This window comes from Bradyrhizobium sp. I71, from assembly GCF_022354745.1.
Taxonomy (GTDB): domain Bacteria; phylum Pseudomonadota; class Alphaproteobacteria; order Rhizobiales; family Xanthobacteraceae; genus Bradyrhizobium; species Bradyrhizobium liaoningense.
This window is the reverse complement of sequence record NZ_CP059398.1, coordinates 6,824,225-6,849,186: the sequence shown is the minus strand read 5'-3', so window position 1 is coordinate 6,849,186 and position 24,962 is coordinate 6,824,225. Positions and strand designations below refer to the sequence as shown.

Annotated in this window: 19 protein-coding genes; 7 read left to right on the top strand and 12 right to left on the bottom strand. The window is 65.1% G+C overall.

Annotated elements, in window-relative coordinates; translation table 11 throughout:
* Positions 1–2 precede the first annotated feature (2 nt).
* Genes FJV43_RS32430 through FJV43_RS32415 form a run of 4 tightly spaced genes read left to right on the top strand, consistent with a single transcriptional unit; the run spans position 3 to position 3,915 of the window.
* Complete coding sequence (locus FJV43_RS32430) at positions 3–473, top strand: 3-hydroxyacyl-ACP dehydratase FabZ family protein (RefSeq protein WP_035673180.1); 471 nt, start codon at positions 3–5, stop codon at positions 471–473.
* A complete protein-coding gene (locus tag FJV43_RS32425; protein ID WP_239623057.1) occupies positions 470–1,675 on the top strand; it encodes a beta-ketoacyl-ACP synthase in 1,206 nt (401 codons plus the stop codon). The genes FJV43_RS32430 and FJV43_RS32425 overlap by 4 nt, the downstream gene beginning before the upstream one ends.
* A gap of 21 nt (positions 1,676–1,696) precedes the next feature.
* Positions 1,697–2,974: a beta-ketoacyl-ACP synthase gene (locus FJV43_RS32420; RefSeq protein ID WP_061877691.1), complete on the top strand. Its 1,278-nt coding sequence runs from the start codon at positions 1,697–1,699 to the stop codon at positions 2,972–2,974.
* An 8-nt stretch (positions 2,975–2,982) separates the two neighbouring features.
* The gene (locus tag FJV43_RS32415) at positions 2,983–3,915 is read left to right on the top strand and encodes a lipid A biosynthesis lauroyl acyltransferase (protein WP_239623056.1); all 933 of its coding nucleotides are present in this window, start codon (positions 2,983–2,985) and stop codon (positions 3,913–3,915) included.
* 171 nt (positions 3,916–4,086) lie between these two features.
* Here FJV43_RS32415 and FJV43_RS32410 read toward each other — a convergent pair whose 3' ends face one another.
* A complete protein-coding gene (locus FJV43_RS32410; protein WP_239623055.1) occupies positions 4,087–5,814 on the bottom strand; it encodes a winged helix-turn-helix domain-containing protein in 1,728 nt (575 codons plus the stop codon).
* A gap of 186 nt (positions 5,815–6,000) precedes the next feature.
* Here FJV43_RS32410 and FJV43_RS32405 point away from each other — a divergent pair, with 186 nt between their 5' ends.
* On the top strand, positions 6,001–9,939 hold the full coding sequence (locus FJV43_RS32405; protein WP_239623054.1) for an autotransporter-associated beta strand repeat-containing protein: 3,939 nt from the start codon (positions 6,001–6,003) through the stop codon (positions 9,937–9,939).
* Entirely contained in the window at positions 9,936–11,039 is a 1,104-nt protein-coding gene (locus FJV43_RS32400; protein ID WP_345946210.1) for an autotransporter outer membrane beta-barrel domain-containing protein, read from the top strand. The genes FJV43_RS32405 and FJV43_RS32400 overlap by 4 nt, the downstream gene beginning before the upstream one ends.
* Positions 11,040–11,145: 106 nt before the next feature.
* Here the strand turns inward: FJV43_RS32400 and FJV43_RS32395 are convergent, their stop codons facing one another.
* The 7 genes from FJV43_RS32395 to FJV43_RS32365 form a co-directional block, all read right to left on the bottom strand.
* Positions 11,146–12,273: a polyamine ABC transporter substrate-binding protein gene (locus FJV43_RS32395; RefSeq protein WP_239623053.1), complete on the bottom strand. Its 1,128-nt coding sequence runs from the start codon at positions 12,271–12,273 to the stop codon at positions 11,146–11,148.
* 7 nt (positions 12,274–12,280) lie between these two features.
* Positions 12,281–13,459, bottom strand: a complete 1,179-nt coding sequence (locus tag FJV43_RS32390) for an aminotransferase (RefSeq protein WP_239623052.1) — start codon at positions 13,457–13,459, stop codon at positions 12,281–12,283.
* An 8-nt stretch (positions 13,460–13,467) separates the two neighbouring features.
* Positions 13,468–13,794 (bottom strand): rhodanese-like domain-containing protein, encoded by a 327-nt coding sequence (locus FJV43_RS32385; RefSeq protein ID WP_061877747.1) that lies wholly within the window; start codon positions 13,792–13,794, stop codon positions 13,468–13,470.
* Between the two features lie 158 nt (positions 13,795–13,952).
* Complete coding sequence (locus FJV43_RS32380) at positions 13,953–15,887, bottom strand: potassium transporter Kup (protein WP_239623051.1); 1,935 nt, start codon at positions 15,885–15,887, stop codon at positions 13,953–13,955.
* 140 nt (positions 15,888–16,027) lie between these two features.
* Positions 16,028–17,929, bottom strand: a complete 1,902-nt coding sequence (locus FJV43_RS32375) for a potassium transporter Kup (protein WP_061877698.1) — start codon at positions 17,927–17,929, stop codon at positions 16,028–16,030.
* 173 nt (positions 17,930–18,102) lie between these two features.
* A complete protein-coding gene (locus tag FJV43_RS32370) occupies positions 18,103–18,933 on the bottom strand; it encodes a flagellar motor protein MotB (protein WP_061026303.1) in 831 nt (276 codons plus the stop codon).
* Positions 18,934–18,955: 22 nt separating this feature from the next.
* Complete coding sequence (locus FJV43_RS32365; RefSeq protein ID WP_239623050.1) at positions 18,956–19,729, bottom strand: MotA/TolQ/ExbB proton channel family protein; 774 nt, start codon at positions 19,727–19,729, stop codon at positions 18,956–18,958.
* Positions 19,730–20,032: 303 nt separating this feature from the next.
* Between FJV43_RS32365 and FJV43_RS32360 the strand changes: the two genes are divergently transcribed.
* Complete coding sequence (locus tag FJV43_RS32360; protein ID WP_239623049.1) at positions 20,033–20,326, top strand: hypothetical protein; 294 nt, start codon at positions 20,033–20,035, stop codon at positions 20,324–20,326.
* A gap of 16 nt (positions 20,327–20,342) precedes the next feature.
* On the opposite strand, the gene FJV43_RS32355 is transcribed toward FJV43_RS32360, so the two are convergent.
* The 4 genes from FJV43_RS32355 to FJV43_RS32340 form a co-directional block, all read right to left on the bottom strand.
* The gene (locus FJV43_RS32355; RefSeq protein WP_239623048.1) at positions 20,343–21,062 is read right to left on the bottom strand and encodes an RraA family protein; all 720 of its coding nucleotides are present in this window, start codon (positions 21,060–21,062) and stop codon (positions 20,343–20,345) included.
* A gap of 123 nt (positions 21,063–21,185) precedes the next feature.
* Entirely contained in the window at positions 21,186–22,067 is an 882-nt protein-coding gene (locus FJV43_RS32350; protein ID WP_239623047.1) for a phosphatidylcholine/phosphatidylserine synthase, read from the bottom strand.
* Between the two features lie 86 nt (positions 22,068–22,153).
* On the bottom strand, positions 22,154–22,852 hold the full coding sequence (locus FJV43_RS32345; protein ID WP_239623046.1) for a phosphatidylserine decarboxylase: 699 nt from the start codon (positions 22,850–22,852) through the stop codon (positions 22,154–22,156).
* Positions 22,853–22,930: 78 nt separating this feature from the next.
* Positions 22,931–24,889 carry an ABC transporter ATP-binding protein/permease gene (locus FJV43_RS32340; RefSeq protein WP_239623045.1) on the bottom strand — a complete coding sequence of 653 codons (1,959 nt, stop codon included), beginning with the start codon at positions 24,887–24,889 and terminating at the stop codon, positions 22,931–22,933.
* Positions 24,890–24,962: the final 73 nt, after the last annotated feature.

Here is a 24,962-nt window from a genome sequence, read left to right as displayed (position 1 = left end):
TCATGCAACTCGAATACTTCCACATGATCGACCGCATCGTCGACCTCAAGGTCGACGAGAAGACGATCGTCGTCGAAGCGCAGGTCCCGAAGGAAAGCACCATCTTCGAGGGGCACTTCCCGGGCTATCCCTTGATGCCCGGCGTGCTGCTGATCGAATCGATGGCGCAGGCCTCGGGCTGGCTTCAACTCGGCGTGTTCAAGTTCGAGCGTATGCCGATCCTGGCCGCCGTGAAGGAGGCCAAGGTCCGCGGCTCGGTCTTCCCCGGCGATCTCATGAGCATCGAGGCGCGCCTCACCCATGAAGGCTCCGGCTATGCGATGACCGAAGCCAAGATCAGAGTCGGCGGCAAGCTGCGCGCCAATTCGGCGCTCACCTTCACGCTGATCCCCTTCCCCAATGCGGATATGCGCTCGCACATGGACGCGATCGCCAAGCGCGTCGGATTTCCGCAACAGGCCGTATCGACATGATTGACACTCCCGCTTCGAAGCCTGGCCAGACCGAGGTCTGGATCACCGGCATTGGGCTCGCCACCTCGCTCGGCGAGGGTCTGGACGCCCACTGGGCCGCGCTTCAGGAGAAGCGCATCAATGTCGACGAGAAGGGCTTTGCGCCCTACATCGTGCATCCGCTGATGCCCGTTGCCTTCGACAGCCAGATCCCGAAGAAGGGCGATCAGCGCCAGATGGAAGCCTGGCAGCGCATCGGCACCTATGCCGCGGGTCTTGCGCTCGATTCCGCCGGCATCAAGGGCAACAAGGACATCCTGTCGAAGATCGACATGGTCGTCGCCGCCGGCGGCGGAGAGCGCGATCTCAACGTCGACAGCGGCGTGCTGACGGCCGAGGCCAAGGGCGCCAACGCACCCGGCTTCCTCAACGAGCGCTTGATGAGCGATCTCAGGCCGACGCTGTTTTTGGCCCAGCTCTCCAACCTGCTCGCGGGCAACATCGCCATCGTGCACGGCCTGGGTGGCACTTCGCGCACCTTCATGGGCGAAGAGGTCGCCGGCGCCGATGCCGCCCGCATTGCGCTTGCGCGCATCGCCTCGGGCGAGAGCGATATCGCGCTGATCGGCGGCTCGCACAATGGCGAGCGCAAGGACCTGTTGGTCCTCTACGAATTCGGCGACTTCAACCTCAAGAACAAGTTCGCTCCCGTGTGGGCGCGCAAGGACCACGCCGGCTTCGCGCTCGGCTCCGCCGGCGCCTTCCTGGTGCTGGAATCGAAGACGCATGCGCAAGCGCGCGGCGCAAAGCCGTTCGCCAAATTGTCGAGCGTCGTCGCGGACCTCGCCAAACGCAAGCGGCCCGGCGACATGGCCGCGACGCTGGAGAAGCTGTGGGCCAAGCTGCCGAAGCGCGAGGGCAAGGGCGCCATCATCACCGGAGCGACCGGTGCGGAGCCCGCGACCTCGGAAGAGCGCGGCTTCCTGAAGAGCCATGCCGACTTTCCGGTGCGCTCGACCGGCACGGTGTTCGGCCACGCCATGGAGACGCAATTCCCGCTCGGAATTGCGCTCGCTGCACTGTCGATCTCGCGTGGTGCGCTGTTCCCGCCGAACGATTCGACCGGCACCGAGATTGAAATGCAGGGGGCGCCCACCCAGATTGTGGTGGTGGGAGCTGGACACTGGCGCGGCGAAGGCATGGCGCTGGTTGAAGCAGTTTAGTTAGCTCAAGCGGGGATCGACATGACTGCAGCACGCGACAAATTCGGGCGCCCCGTCGTCGTCGTCACCGGCATGGGCATCTTGACGTCGCTCGGTGCCGGCAAGGCCGACAATTGGGCGAAGCTCGTCGCCGGCGAATCCGGCATCCGCACCATCACGCGTTTTCCGATCGACGGCCTGAAGACCACGATGGCGGGCACGGTCGATTTCGTCAGCGTCGATCCGTTCTCCTCCACCGCCCTGTCCGAACGGATGGCCGAGATCGCGACGCAGGAAGCGCTGGAGCAGGCCGGCATCGGCGCCAAGGCCGATTTCCCCGGTCCCCTTTTTCTTGCCGTTGCGCCGGTCGAGGTGGAATGGCCGCAGCGTCGCGAACTGGGTCGCGCCGTCGGCCAGCTCGACATCAACTATGACGATTTGCTGCGCATTTCCGGCGGCGGCAAGTACAGCGCCTACCATCATCGCTTCATGTTCGGCTCGGTTGCCGCGTCTCTCGCCGAGACGTTCGGCACCAAGGGTTCGCCGATCTCGCTGTCCACGGCCTGCGCCTCGGGTGCGACCTCGATCCAGCTCGGCGTCGAGGCGATCCGCCGCGGCGAGACCGATGCCGCACTGTGCGTCGCGACCGACGGCACCGTGAACCCGGAAGCGCTGGTGCGATTCTCGCTGCTGTCGGCGCTGTCGACCCAAAACGATCCGCCGCAGGCGGCCTCCCGTCCCTTCTCCAAGAATCGCGATGGTTTTGTGATGGCCGAAGGCGCCGGCGCGCTGGTGCTCGAAAGCTACGAGGCGGCGACTGCACGCGGCGCGAAGATCCTCGGCGTGATTGCCGGCTGCGGCGAGCTCACCGATTCCTTCCATCGCACCCGCTCCTCGCCCGACGGCAAGCCGATCATCGGCTGCATGAACAAGACGCTGGCCGATGCCGGCATGACGCCGGACCAGATCGACCACATCAACGCGCACGGCACCTCGACACCCGAAAACGACAAGATGGAGTTCAACACGACATCGGCCGTGTTCGGCGAGCTCGCGCAGAAGATTCCGGTCACCTCCAACAAGTCGATGGTCGGCCACACCATCTCGGCCGCCGGCGGGGTGGAGGCGATCTTCTCGCTGCTGACGCTCGAGCATCAGCGCATTCCGCCGACGATCAACTACGACATTCCTGATCCCGCGATCCTGTTCAACGTCGTCGGCAACAAGGCGCGCGACGCCCGCGTGACCGCGGTGATGTCGAATTCGTTCGGCTTCGGCGGTCAGAACGCCTCGCTGATCCTGACCCGCGAACCGGTCTGACCGGACGCATGTCGCTGCTTCCTGCGAGCATGAAGGCCCGCGCGCGGGAGGCTGCCAAATCACTCGGCGGAAGCCTGATCGGCGCAGCGACGGTCGCGATGCTGCGCACCACGCGCTATTTCGATCCGGTCAAGACCTCGGACTTTTTCGCGCGCGCCGTGAAGCTGATCGGCCCGCGCCTGCGCGAGCACCGCATCGGCCGCGCCAATCTCACCGCCGCCTTTCCGGAGAAATCGCCGGAAGAGATCGAACGGATCCTGATGGGGGTCTGGGAAAATCTCGGCCGCGTCGGCGCCGAGTTCGCCCACATGGACCACGTCTGGGACTACGATCGCGACCATCCGGAGAAGAGCCGGATCGAGATTCCCCAACGCAGCATCGAGCTGTTCGACCGGATCCGCGACGACGGCAAGCCGGCGCTGATCTTCGCGGCGCATCTGGCCAATTGGGAATTGCCGGCGCTCGCCGGCGTCGCTCATGGACTGGATACCGCGATCCTCTATCGCCGCCCGAACATCGCCTCGGCCGACCGCATCATCCAGGAGATGCGGCAGGTCAATATGGGCACGCTGATCCCGGCGGGCCGCGACGCGCCGCTGCGGCTGGCGCAGGCGCTCAAGGACGGCAAGCACGTCGCGATGCTGATCGACCAGTATCTCACCGGCGGCGTCGAGGTCACCTTCTTCGGCCGCAAGACCCGCGCCAACCCCATGCTGGCGCGGCTCTTGCGCCAGATCGAATGCCCGATCCACGGCGTCCGCATCATCCGCCTGCCCGGCGGCCGCTTCCGCGGCGAGCTGACCGAAGAGATCAAGCCGGTGCGCGATGCCGACGGCAGGATCGACATCCAGGGCACCACGCAGGCGATCACCAGCGTCGTGGAAAGCTGGGTGCGCGAGCATCCGGAGCAGTGGCTGTGGCTGCACCGAAGGTGGCGGTAAGCGCTCAGCAAGCGTGCGTGAGGAGTGGCAGCCGCTTCCTACTCCTCATTGTCATGCCCCGCGAAGGGGCATCCAGTACGCCGCGGCTTCTCCGTATTCGTCAGGCTCTCTGGGATAACTGGGCGATGACGGCGGAGTATCAGGAAAGCGCGCTCCGAACCTCTCCCGCCCTCACTGCTCCGGCAATCCTGCGTCGACCTCGGCCTGAACGACGCGCTCCCAGGCTGCGATACAGACCGGACTTGCGTTCTTCATCGGCGGCGAGACGTTGAGCCTGGTCGAACCGGGCCGCAGTCTCAGTCCCTCCGCAATCGCCGCGCTCGCCTCCTCGCGCCGGCCCGATCGCTGATAGGCGGCGGCGAGCAGAAAGTGCGAGCGGCCGGTCCCCGGTGTGATCGCGATCGAGCGTTGCAGCCAAGGCACCGCCTCCTCGAAGCGCTCCATCAAGGCATACGCCAGTCCTGCGCCGAGCAGCCAGGTCCAGCGCGAGGCCGCGGGCGTATCGTAATGATCGGCCTGCTGGAAGGTCGCGAGCGCGTCGTCGAAGCGGCCGAGATAGATCTGCCCCAGGCCGATCAGATAGAGCGCCGACCCGTTCCACGGATCGAAGCTCAAGGCCTTGGCGCAGGTGACGAGACTTTCCACGAAATGGTTGGTCGCGCTGAGGAAGCGGCAATAGGCCTCGAGTACCGGAATGGAATTCGGCTTCAAACGCAGCGCCTGCTCGAGCGTCGCATTGGCCCTCGCCTCGACCGCGGCCGCCTCCTCCGGGCTGAACCAGACCATCTGGATGCCGCGCATCTGGAGCGATGAGAGCGCGACCGCGAGATCGACATTATCAGGGTCGTCGTCCAGCGCCTTTTGCAGCATGGTCTGCGCCGCGCCGAAGCGCTCGCGCGTGGTCTGGTTGATCGAGGCGAGCGCCTGCTCGACGGCGACCTTGTCGCCGCCCGCGGACGATGCCCGGCTTGCGGACGGCGAGGCGCTGGGCTCCAGCAGTTCGTTGAGGCGGCGCGCCAGCACATGCCCCACGCCGGCGACGAGGCGTGACTGCTGGAGCTCCGCGACCTCGTCGGCGCCGACCGAAGCCGTCGCGACCGATTGAACCTCGCCGCTGCCGGTCCCGATGATGCGGGCTCGCAAGGTCCAGGCCTGATCGCCGCGCTGGAGCTCGCCGCGGATCTCGTAGTCGGGCGATGCGACCGGCAGGGCGACGCTCTCGACCCCTGCCGTCGCGCGCGGCGCGACCACGCTGATGTTCTGGATCCTGGCAAAGCCATCGGTCAGGCGGCCGGTGACCTCGGCTGCCACGGCTGCACCGCGCGGATCGTTGCTCTCGTTAACGATTGCCATCACGGCGATCCGCGGCGGCACGCGCTTGAACAGGAAGTCGGGCCTCAGCACCGGGGCTGCGACCGCAAGCCCGATGATGACGGCGCAGAACGCAGCAACACCACCAATCACAGCCGGACCGCGCAGGTTGAAGACAGAGCGCGGTGTTAGCGCTTGTGCAGGCGCCGCCTTGTCCTCCGCCGGGACCGCTGGCCCGGCCACAACCGCAGCCACCATCTCGGCAAGAGCCGCGCTCACCTCCGGCTCGGTCACGACGTTCGCCGTCAACGAATAGCCGCCGCCGGAGGCGAGCTTGATCAGCTGCCGCCGCTCGTCGCCGAGCGCGGTGCGAAGCTCGCGGATGCATTGGAACAGGCTGTCCTCGCCGACATGGACGTTCGGCCAGACCGCCTCCATTAGCGCCTGCTTGCTCAGCACCCGGCCGCCGCTAGTGGCGAACAGCCGAAGCATCTCGAAGGTCTTGGGCCGGAGCTTGATCGGCGCGCCATCGGCCCCGCGCAGCTCCGCGCGCTGCTGGTCCAGCTCGAAGCCGGCGAAACGAAGCAAGCTATCCCCCAAAGCGTCTCCTAGGGCGGCTCATATAGCGGAAGTCTGCCGAAATAGCCCGAAAATCGGGTCTGAAACGCAAATATCAGAAACTTTCAGAAACTAGCCAAGCCCTTATCAGGACACCACTCCCGCCCGGTGCGATCAATCCGATCGAGGACTCGTGATTGTGCGCCGGGGGAAGTGGTGAGGACGGGGAAAGATTGTTTCAAACCGAGCGACCACCTGCGCGCCGCGCTGCTGACGTCATCGGCGCTGGCCCTGGCCTGGGCGCTGCCGGCCGCGCCAGCCCGTGCGCAGGATGCCACCTGGCTGGCCTCGCCGGGGTCGGGGGCCTACAGCATCGGCGCCAACTGGGACACCGGCACAGTTCCGACCGGAACGGCGTATTTCGGTGCGACGAACACCAACAACCTATGGGTCAGCTACGTCCCGACAATTGGCGGCTGGACGTTCACCACTGGCGCACCGGCCTATACGGTCACCAACAATAACTCGGGTATTGGGTTCAACGGCGCCGGCATTGTCGTCAATGGCGGGAGCGTCACCATCGACAACGCCTTTCAATCCAACCTGTCTTTCCACAACTCCAGCACGGCCGGCAGCGCCGTCATCGTCAATGAGAACAGCAGCTACACGAATTTCTACGACACCAGCTCGGCCGGCAGTGCCTCCATCACCAACTCTGGCTCCGGCCTGTTTTTCCGCGACTCCAGCACCGCCGGCAGCGCCTCCATCATCAACGATTCCGGCATCTTTCAATTTTTCAACGCCAGCTCGGCGGGAACCGCCACGATCACCAACAGCGGCGGCCTGTATTTCTTCGACAACAGCACCGCCGGCAGCGCCTCCATCACCGCCAGCGGCGGTGTGTATTTCTTCAGCAGCAGCACGGCCGGTAACGCCGCCATCACGATCAACTACCACCTGTATTTCAGCGATAACAGCACGGCCGGCAGTGCCGCCATCCTCAACAATGTCGGAGGCTTGGTCGATTTCTCGAACACGACGGGACTCAGCGGCGACCACAAGATCAGCGCCGGCTCGATCGCGGGCGCGGGCTCCTACGATCTCGGTGCCAACGAGCTGACCGTCGGCTCCAACAACCTCTCGACCGACGTGAGCGGCGTCATCGCAGGCACCGGCGGCTCGCTGGTGAAGACCGGAACCGGCACGCTGAAGCTGTCGGGCAGCAACACGTTCACGGGCGGCGTCACGCTCAATGCGGGCACGCTGGGGCTTGCCAACAACAATGCGCTCGGCACCGGCGTGCTGACGACCTACGGTGGAACCGTCGCCTATGCCGATGGGGTCACCATCGGCAATGCGATCGCCCTTCGCGGCAGCACGACGCTCGATGTCGCCGCCGGCAGCGCAACGCAGGCCGGCGTCATTGGGCAAACCGGCGGCGCGTTCGGCCTCGTCAAAACTGGCACGGGCACGCTGACCCTGTCCGGCGACAACACATTCACGGGCGGCGTTACACTCAACGCGGGCACGCTGGGGCTCGCCCACAACAATGCGCTCGGCGCGAGCGTGCTGACGACATATGGCGGGACTATTGCCTATGCAGATGGCGTCACCATCGGCAATGCGATCGACCTTCGCGGCAGCACGACGCTCGATGTCGCCACCGGCGGCGCGACCCAGGCCGGCGCCATTGGAGAAACCGGCGGCGCGTCCGGCACCGTCAAGACTGGCGCCGGCACGCTGATCCTCAGCGGCGCCAACACCTACACCGGCGGCACCACCATCAACGCGGGCACATTGCAGCTCGGCAGCTCCAGCGGTGTCGGATCAATTGTGGGAACCGTCGCCATCGGCGCCGGCGGCACATTCGACGTCGTCAACGCCGGCACGAGCGGCATCACGGGCATCGCGAACGGCGGGACCACGAACTTCCGCAACAGCAACAGTGCCGGCAGCGCCACCATCACCAACGCTGGCACCCTGAACTTCAACGACACGAGCACCGCTGGGGCCGCCATCATCACCAACAGCGCCGCCGGCAACGTCTACTTCAGCAATTCGAGTTCGGCGGGCAGCGCGACCATCATCAGCGACAACAACTACCTGTATTTCAACGATACCAGCACTGCGAGCAGCGCGAACATCACCAACAGCGGCAACAGCAGAACCATTTTCTTCGGAAACGCCACGGCCAGCAGCGCAACGATCACCAACAATGCCCCCCTGTTTTTCTACGACAGCAGCACGGCCGGCAACGCAACGATCACCAACAACAATTGGCTATCCTTCAACACGAACAGCACAGCGGGAAGCGCCGCTATTGCCAACAATAGCTGGCTGTATTTCTACAACAGCAGCACGGCTGGCAGCGCGACCATCACCAACACCAATTTGCTGGTTTTCCGCGACGACTCTACCGCCGGCAACGCCTCCATCACCAACAGCAATACCATCAATTTTGTCGTCAGCAGCACGGCCGGCAACGCAGGCATCACCAACAATGCCGGCGGAACGACTTCTTTCCAGGACAATTCGACCGCCGGCAGTGCGCAGCTGATCAACAACGGGGCCGGCGCAGTCTTCGACTTCTCCGGCAGCGCCGGCCCGAACGGCGACCACAAGCTCGGCGCCGGCTCGATCGCCGGCAACGGCACCTTCTATCTCGGCGCCAACCAGCTCACGGTCGGCAGCAACAATCTGTCGACCACCGTCAGCGGCACGATCGCGGACGGCGGCGCGAGCGGCGGCACCGGCGCTTCGCTGGTGAAATCAGGCAACGGCACGCTGAGCCTGACAGGCGCCAACACCTATACCGGCGGCACCACCTTCGCCGGCGGAACGGTCAGCGTTTCCTCCGATGCCAATCTGGGCGACGCGGCGGGGGGCCTGACCTTCAAAGGCGGGACCTTGCAGGTCGCCGGTACGGCGTTCAACACCACCGCACGCGCCGTCACCCTGGGTGCCGGCGGCGGCACGTTCGACATTGCTGACGCCGCCAACGATTTCGTCATTAGTCAGAGCATCAGCGGCGGCGCGCTGACCAAGTCCGGCGACGGTACGCTGACCTTGACCGGCGCGGCAAGCTTTTCCGGTGCGACGGTGTCTGCCGGCACGCTGGTGTTCGACGGCAACGCGACGGCCGGCAATGCGGCCATCACCAACAACGCGGAGCTGGTCTTCGCCACCAGCGCCACGGCCGGCAACGCCACCATCACCAACACCAATCAGTTGACGTTCTATGGCAACACCACAGCCGGCAACGCTGTTATCTCCAACAGCGGCAATGTGCTGTTCGACGGCAATTCGACGCCGGGCAGCGCGCAGCTCATCAACATCGCATCCAGCGCCGTCATCAACTTCTTCACCCCCGGCCCGAGCAGCGACGGCAAACTCACCGCCGGCTCGATCGCCGGCAACGGCCGCTTCGACCTCAATGGCGCAGAACTGACGGCTGGCAGCAACAATCTGTCGACCATTGTGACCGGCGTGCTCACCGGTGACGGGAGCATCACCGGCACATCCCTGATCAAGGTCGGCAACGGCAAGCTGACCCTGTCGGGCGTCAACACCTACACCGGCGCGACCACCGTCGACGGCGGCACGCTCGTGGTGAACGGTTCGATCGCTTCGTCAATCGGCATCACCGTGAACGCGGGCGGCATTCTCGGCGGCACCGGCATCGTCGGCAACACAACCATCGCGAGCGGTGGCACGCTCGCGCCCGGCAATTCCATCGGCACCCTCACCGTAAGCGGCAATCTGGCGTTCACCGCCGGCAGCTTCTACCGGGTCGAGGTCTCCACGACCGCAGCCGACCGCACCAACATTTCGGGCACGGCAACGCTCACCGGAGCCACCGTGCAGGCAAGGGCGATCCCCGGCAGCTTCCGCGGCCAGACCTTCACGCTTCTGAACGCGACCGGCGGACTCGGCGGAACACAGTTCGCCGGGCTGACCATCACCGGCAGCTTCAGCCCTGCCGCAATCCGCGCCTCACCTACGACCTCGACAACGTCTATCTCGTGCTCGATCCCGGCAAGATCGAGCTGCCCGCTGGCACGAGCGGCAACCAGACCAGCGTCGCCGGCGGCATCAACAACGCGGTCGAGAGCGGTGCGACGCCGCCCGTCGGCTTCGATACACTGCTCAACATGAGCGGCGCGCAGCTCAACCGGGCCCTCAGCGAGGTCTCGGGCCAACCCGGCGCCGCCACCACGCAAGCCACGTTCAACGCCATGCAGCAGTTTCTGGGCATGCTCGATCCGGTCGGCGGCAGCATGGACAGCGAGCGCGGCATGAGCGGTAGCACGTTGGGCTACGCCAACACCGCGCAGGGCGACGCCAGGGTGCGCGAAGCCTACGCCGCGGTGACGCCGCGCGAAGCCAGCGGCGATGTCATCGACCGGCGCTGGGGCGTGTGGGCCTCCGGCTATGGCGGCGCGAGCACATTGAACGGCAACGCCGCGGCCGGTTCGAGCACCACCACCAGCCGCATCTACGGCACCGTGGTCGGCGCCGATTATCGCGTCTCCCCGAACACGCTGGTCGGTTTCGCGCTGGGCGGCGCCGGCTACAATTTCTCGCTGTCGGACAGTCTCGGCAGCGGCCGCGCCGACGTCTTCCAGGCCGGCCTCTATGCCCGTCACAACTTTGGCCCCGCCTATCTCTCGGCGGCCCTCGCCTATGGCTGGCAGGACGTCACCACCGATCGCACCGTGACGGTGTCAGGCACCGACAGGCTCACCGCGAACTTCAGCGCGAGTACCTTCTCGGGCCGCTTGGAAGCCGGCTGGCGCTTCGCACCAATGCCCGCGTCCAGCTTCGGCGTGACGCCCTACGCGGCGGTGCAGGCCACCACCTTCCACCTCCCCGGCTATGGCGAGACCGCCATCGTCGGCAGCAACCAGTTCGCTCTTTCATATACCTCGCAGGACACGACCAACGTCCGCACCGAGGTCGGCGCCCGCACCGACAAGCGCTTTCTCGTCAACGACGGCCTGCTCACTCTGCGCGGCCGGCTCGCCTGGGCGCACGATTCCAATACCAGCCGCCTCGTCAGCGCCGCCTTCCAGACGCTGCCCGGCGCGGCCTTCACGGTCAACGGCGCGCAGCCTGCCGCAGACTCGGCGCTCGTCGGTGGCCGCGCCGAAATGACATGGCGGAATGGTCTCTCGCTGGCTGGCGCCGTCGAGGGTGAATTCTCACGCAGCACGCAGACCTACACCGGCAAAGGTACGGTGCGTTACGCGTGGTAGGTGGTGAAGACCCGCCACGTTTTCGCTGCGCGCCAAGCGTTTCAAAAGTTACTGTGCATGAGATTGTTTTGCAGAATCTCAGTGCCAGAGCCGGTTTCCGGAACGTCTACCGCCCCGTCTTCACCTTGGTCCAGAGCCGGTTGATGATCCGCTGCGTCGCCGGCTCGCGCGCGGTGATAACGAACAGCTTTGCGAGCGTCGCCTCGTCCGGATAGATGTTCTTGTCACCCAGGATCTTCGGATCGACCAGCTTCTGGCTCGCAACGTTGCCGTTGGCGTAGGACAGGAAGTCCGAGTTCTTGGCGGCGACATCAGGGCGATAGAGATAATTGATCAGTGCGTAGGCTTCGGCGACGTTCTTGGCGTCGGCGGGGATCGCGAGATTGTCGAAGAACATCTGCGCGCCCTCCTTCGGGATCGCGTAGCCGATCTCGATGCCGGCCTTCGCTTCGGCGGCGCGGGCACGGGCCTGCATGATGTCGCCGGACCAGCCGACCACGAAGCAGATCTCGCCGGTCGCGAGCGCGCTTAAGTATTCGGACGAATGAAACTTGCGCACGGAGGGGCGGACCTTTGCGACGACGTCCGCGGCCTTCTCCAGGTCCGCCTGCTTGGTCGAGTTCGGATCGAGCCCGAGATAGTTCAGCGCCGCGGGAAAGATGTCGTCGGCGGAGTCGAGCATATGCACGCCGCAGTCTTTGAACTTGGCGAGGTTCTCCGGCTTGAAGACGATGTCCCAGCTGTCGATCTTGGCGTCAGGCCCGAGGATCTGCTTCACCTTGGCGACGTTGTAGCCGATGCCCGTGGTGCCCCACATGTAGTTGGCGGCGTAGACGTTGCCGGGATCGTAGGTGGCGAGGCGCTGGGTCACCACCGGCCAGGCATTGGCGAGGTTCGGCAGCTTCGACTTGTCGAGCTTCTGGAAGATATTGGCCTTGATCTGGCGCTGCAGGAAATAGGCGGTGGGGACCACGACGTCATAGCCGGACTTGCCGGCCATCAGGCGCGTCTCCAGCGTCTCGTTGGCATCGAACGTGTCGTAGACCACCTTGATGCCGGTCTCCTTGGTGAAGGCCTCCAGGACGTCTGGCGCCATATAGTTGGACCAGTTGTAGAAGTTGACGACCCGCTCCTCGGCCCTTGCGGGGACGATGAGCAACGTCAGCGCTGCGGCGAATGCAAAACCAAGGCAAAGCCAGGAAAAGCAAATCCTGGAGCGGCTGACGCTCGTCATCTCGATTCTACCTCTTGCGCCCGCGCACCGCGTCGGACAGCCGCTCCAGGGCGGTGTCGAGCGTCTCGTCCTTCTTGGCGAAGCAGAAGCGCACCACGGAGGTTACCGGGTCCTGCTCGTAGAAGGCCGAGACCGGGATCGCCGCAACCTTGTAGTCTTTCACGATGCGCCAGCAGAATTCCGTGTCGCTCTCGTTCAGCCCGAGCGGTGACAGGTCGACGGTGAGGAAGTAGGTGCCTTGCGACTTCAGCACCGGGAAGCCGAGGCTCTCCAGCCCCCTGGTCAGGCGGTCCCTGCTCCGCGTCAGATCCTTGCGCATCGACAGGAAATAGTCGTCGGACTTGCCGAGCCCGTAGGCGACGGCGGCCTGCAGGTTCGGCGCGGTGGTGAAGGTCAGGAACTGGTGCACCTTGGCAGCGACGCGCAGCAAGGGCGGTGCGGCGCAGACGAAGCCGATCTTCCAGCCGGTGAGCGAGAAGATCTTGCCGGCCGAGCCGACCTTGATGGTGCGCTCGCGCATGCCGGGAATGGTGATCAGCGGGACGTGCTTGTGCTCGTCGAAGGTGACGTGCTCCCAGACCTCGTCGCAGATCGCGATGACGTCGAACTCCTGGCAGTAGCGCGCGAGCAGCTCGAGGTCCTCGCGCGGATAGACCACCGCGGACGGATTCAAGGGATTGTTGAACAGCACCGCCTTGGTCTTTGAATTGAAGACACTTTTCAGCATGTCCTCATTCAGCCGCCAGTGCGGCGGCTCGAGACGGACCAGGCGCGGAATGCCGCCCGCCTGGCGGATGATGGGCAAATAGGAATCATAGACCGGCTGGAAGCAGACCACCTCGTCGCCGGGCTGGACCACCGCGAGGATCGCCGAGGTCAGCGCCTCGGTGCCGCCGGAGGTGACCATCACTTCGCTCATCGGATCGAGCGTGAGGCCGTGCCAGTGGCGATAATGGGTCGCGATTGCCTGGCGCAGCTCCGGCAGGCCCATCATCGACGGGTACTGGTTGTAGCCGTTCAGCGAGGCCTCGGCCGCGGCGCGGCGGATGTCCTCGGGACCGGGATCGTCGGGAAAGCCCTGCCCGAGATTGATGGCATTGTTGTCGCGGGCCGCCTGCGACATCGCCTCGAAGATGGTGACGGGAAGGTCGGCAAAGACCTTGTTCAGGGACGAGCTTTTGGACATCGGGCCGATCAGCCACCGACCTTGCTGGGGAGCCCCGCCGCCTTCCAGCCCAGCATGCCGCCGGCCAGATGCTTGTCGTAAGGAAGGCCCGCCGCCTGGGCCGCCAGCGAGGCCGTCACGGAGCGTTTTCCCGAGCGGCAGGCGAACACGACCTCCTTGCCGGCGGGATCGGGAATCGCCTTGGGATCGAAGGTCGAGAGCGGAACCACGACGCCGTAAGGGTAAGCCTCGGCTTGAACCTCGTTCGGTTCGCGAACGTCGACGAGCAGATAGCGCCCTTCCGCGATACCCTTGGAAACCTCGTCCGGGGTCAGATCCTGTACTTGATTCGCCACATCATCCTCCAACGTCGCAGGCGCATGCCGGGGCGACCCCGGCGGGCGGCAACCTCGCCTCTCGGGAGGCGAAAATCAAGCGCTACAAAGGCTTGAGCCGCGCGGCGCAAGTTAAAGCTAAATCGCAGCGGCTTGAAAGTCCGCCGCGAATCCCCGCCCTAGATGGTCACCTGCGTGCCGACCTCGACCACGCGGCCGGACGGGATCTGGAAATAGTCGGTGGCGTCGTTGGCGGAGCGGCTGAGCGAGATGAACAGCCGGTCCTGCCACCGCGGCATGCCGGAATGGACGGCGGGCTTCAGCGCCCGGCGCGACAGGAAGAACGAGGTCGACATGATGTCGAACTGCCAGCCCAGCTTGCGGGCGATCGCCAGCGCCTTCGGCACGTTGGGCGATTCCATGAAGCCGAACTTCAGCGTCACCTTGGAGAAGGTCGGTGATATCTGCTCCAGCCTGACCCGCTCGGACGGATCGATGCGCGGGGTCTGCGCGGTCTCGATGGTGAGAATGACGTTCTTCTCGTGCAGCACCTTGTAGTGCTTCAGACTATGCATCAGCGCGGTCGGCGCGCTGATTGGGTCCGAGGTGAGGAATACCGCGGTTCCCGGCACCCGCTGCGGCGGCCGCTTCTCCAGCATGGCGACGAGGTCGGCGAGCGGGAACTCGAGCTTGCGCGACTTCTCGAACAAGAGCCGGCTGCCGCGCCGCCACGTGTACATCAGGATGATCATGAGCGCGCCGAGCGCCAGCGGCACCCAGCCGCCCTCGAACACCTTGAGCAGGTTGGCGGAGAGGAAGGTCAGGTCGAGGAACAGGAATGGCGCAATGAGAGCGGCGGCGGCGAATGGCGACCACCGCCAGACCTTCCAGATCACGACAAAGCCCATCATGGCCGTGACCACCATGGTGCCGGTGACCGAGATGCCGTAGGCCGAGGCCAGGGCACTGGAGGAGCGGAACATGAGCACCAGCAGCACCACCGCAACCAGCAGCAACTGGTTGATGCGTGGGATGAAGATCTGGCCGGAATGGGCTTCCGACGTATGGCGAATTTCAAAGCGCGGCAGCAGGCCGAGCTGGATCGCCTGCCGCGTCAGCGAATAGGCGCCGGTGATGACCGCCTGGCTTGCGATCACGGTCGCCATGGTCGCGAGCACGACCATGCAGCCGCGGACAAAACCTTGCGGAAAGAGCTGGAAGAACGGGCTGACGATCGCGCCGGGATCGGCGAGCACCAGCGCCCCCTGCCCCAGATAGTTCAGCGCCAGCGACGGCAGCACGATGGACAGCCAGGCGGTCTGAATCGGCCGCTTGCCGAAATGGCCGAGGTCGGCATAGAGCGCCTCGGCACCGGTGACGGCCAGGAACACCGCGCCCAGCGTCACGAAGCCGATCAGGCCGTGGTGGAGCATGAAGGACACGGCATAGAGCGGGTTCAGCGCGTACAGTACCTGCGGCTGCATGATGATCGGATGGATCGCCGCCGCAGCGAGGACTGCGAACCAGACGCACATGATCGGACCGAAGAAGGCGGCAACGCGGGCGGTGCCGCGGGATTGCACGGCGAACAGAGCGACCAGGATCACCACGGTCAGCGGAACGATGTAAGGCTCGAACTTCAGGGTGACGTCCTTCATGCCCTCGATCGCCGACAGCACCGAGAGCGCCGGCGTGATCACGGCATCGCCGTAGAACAAGGCTCCGGAAATGATGCCGAGCAGCACGATGGTCGTGCTGCCGGCGCCGGCGCCCACCGCACGCTGGGCCAGCGCCATCAGCGCCAGCGTGCCGCCCTCGCCGTTGTTGTCGGCGCGGAGCAGGATCACGACATATTTGAGCGTCACCACGATGATGAGCGCCCACAGGATCAGGGAGAGCACGCCGAGCACGGCCGCAGCCGTCGGCAGGCCGTCGTGCCCGGAAGCCGCCGTCACCGCCTCGCGGAACGCGTAGAGCGGGCTGGTGCCGATATCGCCATAGACGACGCCGATGCTGCCGAGCGTCAGCGCACCGAAACCGGCGGTGGTGTGGGCCTCACCATGCCCATTGACCGCCGCCGTTTCCGGGGCGGTAATCGCTGCGTCGTTTGTCATGGGAGAGCCCAGTGGCCTCTAAAAATGCTTCACTGCACAACGGCGGAGGAGCGCGCGGCTTATAGTCCTGCGCTGTCGGCATAGCCTAGCCCGTTTTCGGGCCCTAGTCATGCAAATCTGCATGACTCGCGTAGTTGCGGTTAGATGGTGACTTGGGTTCCAACTTCAACCACCCGCCCGGTGGGAATCTGGAAATAGTCGGTGGCGTCATTGGCGGAACGGCTGAGCGCGATGAACAAATGGTCCTGCCACAGCGGCATGCCCGACTGCGCCGAGGCCTTCAGCGATCTCCGCGACACGAAGAACGACGTCGACATGATGTCGAACTGCCAGCCCTGTTTGCGCGCGATGGCGAGCGCCTTCGGCACGTTCGGCTGCTCCATATAGCCGAAGCGCAGACGGACCTTGGAGAACTTGTCGCTGATCTTCTCCATCCTGAACCGCTCCGACAGATCGACCCGCGGCGTATGCGCGGTCTCGATGGTCAGGATCACGTTGTGCTCGTGCAGCACCTTGTTGTGCTTGAGATTGTGCAGCAGCGCGGTCGGTACGAAGGCGGGATCGCTGGTGAGGAACACCGCCGTACCCTTGACGATATGCGGCGGCCGCTTCTCCAGGCTCCGGATCAGATCGTCCAACGGCACCTCGATCCGTCGCGTCTTCTGGATCAGAATTGCGGAGCCCTTGCGCCAGGTCCAGATCGTCCCCGCCATGACGACGCCGAACAGCAGCGGCACCCAGGCGCCTTCGAGCAACTTGAGCAGGTTGGCGCTGAAGAAGCTCAAATCGACGATAACGAAGGGGACGATCACGGCTGCGGCCGTCGCCGCGCGCCAGTTCCACAACTTCCAGATCACGACAAAGCCCATGATGCCGTCGGCGACCATGGTGGTGGAGACCGCAATGCCGTAGGCCGAGGCCAGATTGCTGGGGGTGTGGAACAGCAGCACCAGCAGCATCACACCGATCAGCAGCAGGCGGTTCACGCGCGGCAGATAGATCTGGCCCGCGTGGGATTCGGAGGTGTAACGCACCTCGAAACGCGGCAGGAGCCCGAGTTGCACGGCCTGGTAGACCAGCGAATAGGCGCCGGTGATCACCGCCTGGCTCGCGATCACGGTTGCGGCAGTCGCAAGTCCGACCAGCGGCAGCACCAGGCTCTCGGGCACCATGCGGTAAAAGGAGTGTTCGATCGCGCTGGGATCGGACAGCACCAGTGCACCCTGCCCGAAATAGTTGATCAGGAGCGCGGGCAGCACGAAGAACATCCAGGCCGACTGGATCGGCTTGCGGCCGAAATGGCCGAGATCGGCATAAAGCGCCTCGCCGCCCGTCACCGCCAGGAACACGGCGCCGAGCGTCACGAGGCCGATCACGCCGTGCGACAGTACGAACTGCACCGCGTAATACGGATTGATTGCCGCCAGCACGGAAGGGTCGTCGGCGATGTGGACGGCCCCCATCACGGCGATGACGGTGAACCAGACCACCATCACCGGACCGAAGGCCGAGGCGACCAGTGCGGTTCCCTTGCTCTGGACAGCGAACAGCAGCACCAGAATGAGGACGGTGAGCGGCACGACATAGTGCTCGAGCGCGGGGGTCGCGAGCTTGAGGCCCTGAACCGCCGAGAGGACCGAGATCGCCGGCGTGATCATGGAATCGCCGATGAACATGGAGGCGCCGACCACACCGAGCGCGAGCAGGACCCAGCTTCGCCGCCCGAGCGCGCGCTGGCCGAGGGCCATCAGCGACAGCGTGCCGCCCTCCCCGTTGTTGTCGGCGCGCAGCAGCAGCAGGACGTATTTGGCGGTGACGACGATCAGCAGCGCCCACAGGATCAGCGAGAGCACGCCCAGCACGATGACCCGCGAGACCGGTTCGCCGTGGGCCGCGCCCTTGACGGCCTCGTGGAATGCGTAAAGCGGCGAGGTGCCGATATCCCCGAAGACGACGCCGATGCTCCCGAGCGTAAGGGCCCAAAAGCCTGATGTGACCGGCTGCCCATCCTGGGTCTCGGTCGATGTGATGCTCGCCGTCATGGGGGTGAGAAACGCTTCGTCCCTGAATTTGATCCGGCGCCTTTTGACGCTTCCGTCGCGCCTGTCAATCGGCCCAGCACCATAGCAGGCGCCGCGACAGAAGCTGTGACGCCGTGGCAACGTTCATCGCCAGCGCGACGACATGCCTCAGGTAGAATGGTAGCGCAAGGGGGTTACGGCTTCAGATTCGGCGGCAGCGGCGGATCCTCACGCATCAGGGTGATGGTCACCCGACGGTTGGCCGCGAGCGAGGGATCGTCCGGAAACAGCGGCTGGGTATCCGCCTTGCCCGAGACGGCGAAAATATGCGACGGCGGCAGGCCTTCGCGTTCGAGGATCTGGCGCACGGCGTTGGCGCGGTCGGCCGACAGATCGAAGGCGCCGTAGTCGCTGCGGGTCGGTACAAATCCTGCCGCGGTGTGGCCCGCGATGGACACGCGCAGCGGCGTGGCCTTGAGCGGGATCGCAAGCTTCTCGACCAGGCGCCGGGTACGGTCATAGGGCACCTTGGAGCCGTCGGCGAACATCGAGCGGCCGTCCTGGTCGACGATCTCCAGGTTGAGGCCCTGCTTGGTCTCCTCGAACATGATGTGCTTGGACATCTCGGTCAGTTCCGGCATGTCCTGCAACGCTTGGCGCAGCGAGGCCGCGGCCAGCGCGAAGTTGCGGTCGACCTTGATCTTCGCGCCGGACGTCTTGTCGCGGTCTTCCTGGTCCGGCGTCGGCGTGTTGGAGGCGTCCTCGGGCTGGATGTGATCGACATTCTTCAGCCGCGGGCGTGTCGGCAGGCCGTCAGACTCGACGATGCCGGAGTAGCGCGCTTCGCTCTGAACGCCGAACGCCTCGCGCATCGAGCCCGCGACGATCTTCAGCTTGTTGGCGTCCTGCGTGGAGAACGCAACCAGCATCACGAAAAACGCCAGCAGCAGCGCCATCAGGTCGGCGAAGGTCACGAACCAGCCGTGACCGCCGCCGTGAGCATCGCCGCGCTTCTTCTTGGCCATCTCTCAAATCCCGGCGGCGGCCTTAGGCCGGCACCGGCTCTCCCTCGGTGTGACGATGCTTCTCCGGCAGGTAGGCCAGCAGCATTTCGCGCACGAGTGTCGGGCTCTTGGAGTCCCGGATCATCAGGATGCCGTCGATGATCAACGTTCGGTTCGTTTCTTCGTCGAGCAACTTGCCATGCAGCTTGTCGGCAATCGGCAAGCAGATCAGGTTGGCGACAACGGCGCCATACAGCGTCGCAAGCAGCGCGGTGGCCATGAATGGGCCGAGCTTGGAAGGGTCCGACATGTTGGAGAACATCTGCACCATGCCGAGCAGCGTGCCGATCATGCCGAATGCCGGGGCGCAGTCGCCGACGGCGCGATAGATCTTGCTGCCTTCGTCGAGGTGCATCAGGAAGTTGTCGCGGTCGCGCTCCAGATTGTCGCGAATGAAGTCGAGGTCGTAACCGTCCGCAACGTAGCGGATTCCCTTGGCAAGGAACGGCTCGTCAGTCTCGACCTTTTCCAGCCCGACCGGACCCTGCTTGCGGGCGATTTCGGCGATGCGGGCGAGTTCGTCGACGAGGTCGTGGGCCGAAAGGCGGCTCAGGGTGAAGGCAAACTTTGCGCCCAGCGGTACTCCGTGCACCATCGCCGACAATGGAAAGCGGATCATCGTTGCGGCGAACGAGCCGCCGAAGATGACGATCACGGCGTGGATGTCGTAAAACATCCCGAAGCTGCCGCCCATCAAGATCAGCGTCGATACAACAGTGGCGCCCGCGACAAGGCCGACAAGTGTTGCGATATCCATTATCGACTCCAACGCGTACGCGACAACGGCCATCCTGGCCGCTGGTGCGGCCCGACCCCGAACCGCACCGCAAACCCTAGAGCGCCGCCCTTAAAGCCGCGTAAAGGTTAAGTCTGGACAGTGTGCTGCATGCCGCAGCGCCGCTGCGATTGCCGTCCGGCGATAGGAACTTCAACACTTCGCTAACCATTGGCGGGGCGCGCCACGACGTCACATCGGCTGCGGCCCTCCGCCACATCGTGGCCAGGGATCGATTGGTGTCTGGTAGTGGGTGCGGTATGCTCGATCGCGGGAGCCATCGCGATGTTGACGCTTTTCGGTGTTCTCACCGCGCTTCCCGCGGTGCTGGCGCTCCACCTGCTGGAGCCGGAACTCGTCCTGCCGGCTTTCAGCCTCGTGCTCTTTGCCGAGGCCGCCTTCGCGGTGATGGCAGCGCGCTTGATTCACCTCCCGGACAATGCGGAGGACATCACGCTGTGGGACCTTGCCGGCGGCTTCACCCTGATCGGATGCGCCGCCGCAGTGTTCGGCGAGCCGGATCAGGCGGTCCTGTTTCTGACGGAACAAGGCGACCCACGGCCATCGTCGCGGCCGTAGGTCGTTCAATCGCCGTCTAGTGAATCTCCGCCGAACGCTTCAGCGCGGCCTTCAGCTTCTCCAGCGAGAAGTCGGGGCTGCGGGCGATCTCCAGGATCGGCGTCTCGCGGCGGCCGCACAGTTCGGCGGCTTCCGGCAGCTTTGCGGCGACGTCGAGCGGGATCACGATGGCACCGTGCCGGTCGGCGTGGATGAGATCATCGGACTTCACGGTCATGCCGGCGACGCGCACTTCGCCGCCAAAGCTTTCCGCATGCACCCATGCATGCGACGGGCCGATCGAGCCGGCCAGCGCCTGGAAGCCCGGGGCCCATTGCGGGATGTCGCGGATCGAGCCGTCGGTGATGACGCCGAGGCAGCCGAGCGCCTTGTGCACGTTGCTCTGCACCTCGCCCCAGAACGCACCGTAGCCGACGTCGGGACCGTCGATGTCCTGGATCACCGAGATGCGCGGGCCATGGCCGGTGCCGACATATTCGTAGTAGTCGATGCGGCGCCTGGACTGCTCCTCGGCCGGGAGCGATGATTTCAGCACCGAGCGGATCGCAACCGTGCGGGCATAGCCGACGATCGGCGGCAGGTCGGGGAACGGACAGACCAGTTGCTTTGTGGTGTAGCCGATCAGACGCCGCTCGGGCGCCACGATCTCCATGGCATTGCAGATCGTCGGCGTGTCATAACGGCCCAGCGCCTCGAGGACGGAAGCGGGCAGCGGCCCGGTCGCGGAATTGGTCACGGCGTTCTCTCCCAGATGGGCGGCTGTTGATTGCGCGATGCCGCCGGCACATGGGCGATATAGCCGAGATCGGGCCTCGACCCAACTCAGGCAGGCCTCATGGCAGATATCCGCGAGGAGCGCTCAGTGCAGACGTCCGGGCCGGTCGTCCTCGTGCGCCGGCTCCGACGGATTCGACAGCGTCGGCGCCGAAGTCGGTGACGGGACCTCGCCTCCCGCCGGCGCGGCGGCTTCCATCGCACGCGCCTGGTCGCGATAGGATTTGTAGCCGAGCGGCAGGCAGAGCAGATAGAGCACCGTGCCGATCGACAGCACGTGCCAGGGATAGGCGATCAAGAGCGCGATGAAGACGATCACGGCGACGAAGGCCGGCAGCACCAGCTCCGGTGGCACGCGCATGCGCTTGGTCTTGCCCGAGAACACCGGCAAGCGCGACACCATGAGAAACGCGATCAGAAGCGTATAGGCCGCCGTCACCGCCGCAGGGGTGCGGCCGAGCTCGAGGAACGCGATGTAGATCGGCAGCAGCACCGTGATGGCGCCAGCGGGCGCCGGCACGCCGGTGAAGAAATTGGCCGCGAAGGCCGGCTTGTTCGGATCATCCATAGTGGCGTTGAAACGCGCGAGCCGCAGGCCGCCGGAGATCGCGAATACCATCGCGGCGATCCAGCCGGCATTGCCGAGCTCGTGCAGCTGCCAAAAGTACAGCATCAGGCCGGGCGCCACCCCGAAATTGACGAAATCGGCGAGGCTGTCGAGCTCGGCGCCGAACTTGGACTGGCCCTTGATCATGCGCGCGATGCGACCGTCGATGCCGTCGAGCGCGGCCGCGAACACGATGGCGTAGACGGCGAGCGTCATCCGCCCCTCGATCGACAGCCGGATCGAGGTCAGGCCGGCGCAGATCGCCAGCAGCGTGATGACGTTGGGCACCAGCATCCGCACCGGGATCGGTCGAAACCGCCGGCGGCGCACATCGGGATCTCTCAAGTCATAGGGCGTCATGGCTCGTCCTTATCTTAAGGCGAGATATAGCAAGCCCTGTTCCGCTCCGCCATTGCTGCGGAAGGCCCCTTTGGACCGACTATTGGTCAATTGGCACGGAAGGCGCGGCTCGGGTCTTCGCCGGCAAGGTCGGCCAGGATCGTCTCTCCGGCGATCGCGGTCTGCCCTTCGGAGACCAGCGCCTTGGTGCCCACGGGCAGATAGACGTCGAGGCGGGAGCCGAAGCGGATCAGGCCGAAGCGCTCGCCGGCACCGATCGCCTGCCCCTCCTTGACGAAGCAGACGATGCGCTTGGCGACGAGGCCTGCGATCTGGACCACGCCGATCCGCGCCGTCGGCGTCGTGATGACCAGCGAGTTGCGCTCATTGTCCTCGCTCGCCTTGTCGAGCTCGGCGTTGATGAAGAGGCCGGGCCGATAGGCGATGCGATCCACCCTGCCCGCCACGGGCGCGCGGTTCACGTGGCAGTTGAACACGCTCATGAACACCGAGATGCGCGGCAGCGGCCGGTCGCCAAGCCCGAGCTCGGCCGGCGGCAGCGCCATGGTGATCATCGAGACGCGGCCGTCGGCGGGCGACACAACCAGCCCGTCACGCACGGGTGTCACGCGGACGGGGTCGCGGAAGAACAGCGCGCACCAGACGGTCAGGATCGTGCCGATCCATCCCAGCGGCGACCACAGCCAGAACAGGACCAGGCTTGCCAGCGCGAAGCCGCCGATGAAGGGATAGCCCTCCTTGTGGATCGGCGGGATCTGGCGCTGGATCGAATCGAGAATGGACATCGCTATCTGCCGCTCGGGGTTAATGGCGCGGGTCGTCGCGCGCGCTTGTTTAGGCCAGAGTTGGGACCGGAGACAAGGTCAGTCGACCGCTGCAGGCGTCGTCAGGATGTCATCGACCGGCGGCGGCTCCCGGTTGGGCGCCGCGCTGGTGTCGGCCATCTTGGCCAGTTTCTCGCGTGCCGCCTCGGCCTCGCGCTGCCTGTTCCACATGCTGGCATAGAGGCCGCCCTGCGCGAGCAGTTTGGCGTGGGTGCCGCGCTCGGCGATGCGGCCCTGGTCCAGCACGATGATCTCGTCGGCGCCGACGATGGTCGAAAGCCGATGCGCGATCACCAGCGAGGTGCGGTTCTTCGCCACGCGGTCGAGCGCACCCTGGATCTCGTGCTCGGTGTGGGTGTCGAGCGCCGAGGTCGCTTCGTCCAGCACCAGGATCGGCGGCGCCTTGAGAACCGTACGCGCGATCGCGACGCGCTGCTTCTCGCCGCCCGACAGCTTCAGGCCGCGCTCGCCGACCTGGGTGTCGTAGCCCCTCGGCGCCATGCGGATGAAGTGATCGATCTGAGCCAGCCGCGCCGCCTCCTCGACCTCGGTATCGGTCGCATCCCAGCGGCCGTACCGGATGTTGTAGCGGATGGTGTCGTTGAACAGCACGGTGTCCTGCGGCACCATGCCGATCGATGCCCGCAAGCTCGCCTGCGTGACGTCGCGGATGTCCTGGCCGTCGATCAGGATCTTGCCGCCGGAGACGTCATACAGGCGGAACAGCAGCCGCGAGATGGTCGACTTGCCTGCGCCCGACGGGCCGACGATGGCGACGGTCTTGCCGGCCGGCACCTCGAAGCTGATGCCCTTCAGGATCGGGCGCGACGGCTCATAGGCAAAGCGCACGTCCTCGAAGCGCACGATGCCGGCGGAGATGACCAGCGGCTTCGCGCCAGGCGCATCCTTGATCTCGGCCTCGCGGCCCAGCACATTGAACATCTTCTCGATGTCGATGATCGCCTGCTTGATCTCGCGATAGACCATGCCCATGAAGTTCAGGGGCTGGTAGAGCTGGATCATCATCGCGTTGACCAGCACGAAATCGCCGACGGTGTTGGTGCCGTTGCGCACGCCGATCGCGCACATCAGCATGGTCGCGGTCAGGCCCAGCGTGAAGATCACGGCCTGGCCGGTGTTGAGCACCGCGAGCGACGTATAGGTGCGGACGCTCGCCTCCTCGTAGCGCTCCACCGATTTGTCGTAGCGCTGCGCCTCGCGCGCCTCGGCACTGAAATATTTGACGGTCTCGTAATTGAGCAGCGAGTCGATCGCCTTGGTGTTCGCCTCGGTGTCGGAATCGTTCATCTTGCGACGGATGCCGATCCGCCACTCGGTCGCGATGTAGGTGTAGTACATGTAGAGCATGACCGTGATCAGGGTCACGACCACGTAACGCCAGTCGAACTGCCAGAGCAGCACCGCCATCAGCAGCGAGACCTCGACGATTGTCGGGATCAGCTGCAGGATCACCATGCGCACGATGACCTCGATGCCCTCGCGGCCGCGCTCGAGCACGCGCGTCAGGCCGCCGGTCTTGCGCTCGAGGTGAAAGCGCAGCGACAGCTCGTGCATGTGAATGAAGGTGATGGTGGCGAGCTTGCGCACCGCATGCATGGCGACACGGGCGAAGATCCCGTCGCGCCACTGCGTCAGCACCGCCATCAGGATGCGCATCGCGCCGTAGCTCGCGGTGAGCAACAGCGGCGAGGCGATCACCCAGAGATGCCAGTTGTCGGCCTGCACCGGCGCGGTGTTGGCGCCGGTCAGCGCATCCGTCGCCCATTTGAAGCTGAACGGCACGGCCAGCGTGATCAGCTTGGCGGCGAGCAGCAGCACCAGGGACCAGACCACCCGCATCTTCAGATCGGAGCGATCGCCCGGCCAGATATAGGGCCACAGATGCGCCAGCGTGCCCATCAGCGTGGCCCGCTCCAGCGGTCCTCCGGCGGGAGGATCAGGAACGTCGGCGCCGTCGAGCGATTGAGGTCGGTCCATCAAGAAACCTGAAAGCCCGCCGGATGCGGGCGCAACTGCGATTAACGATTTTCGTCCGTCATATAGAGCCTTC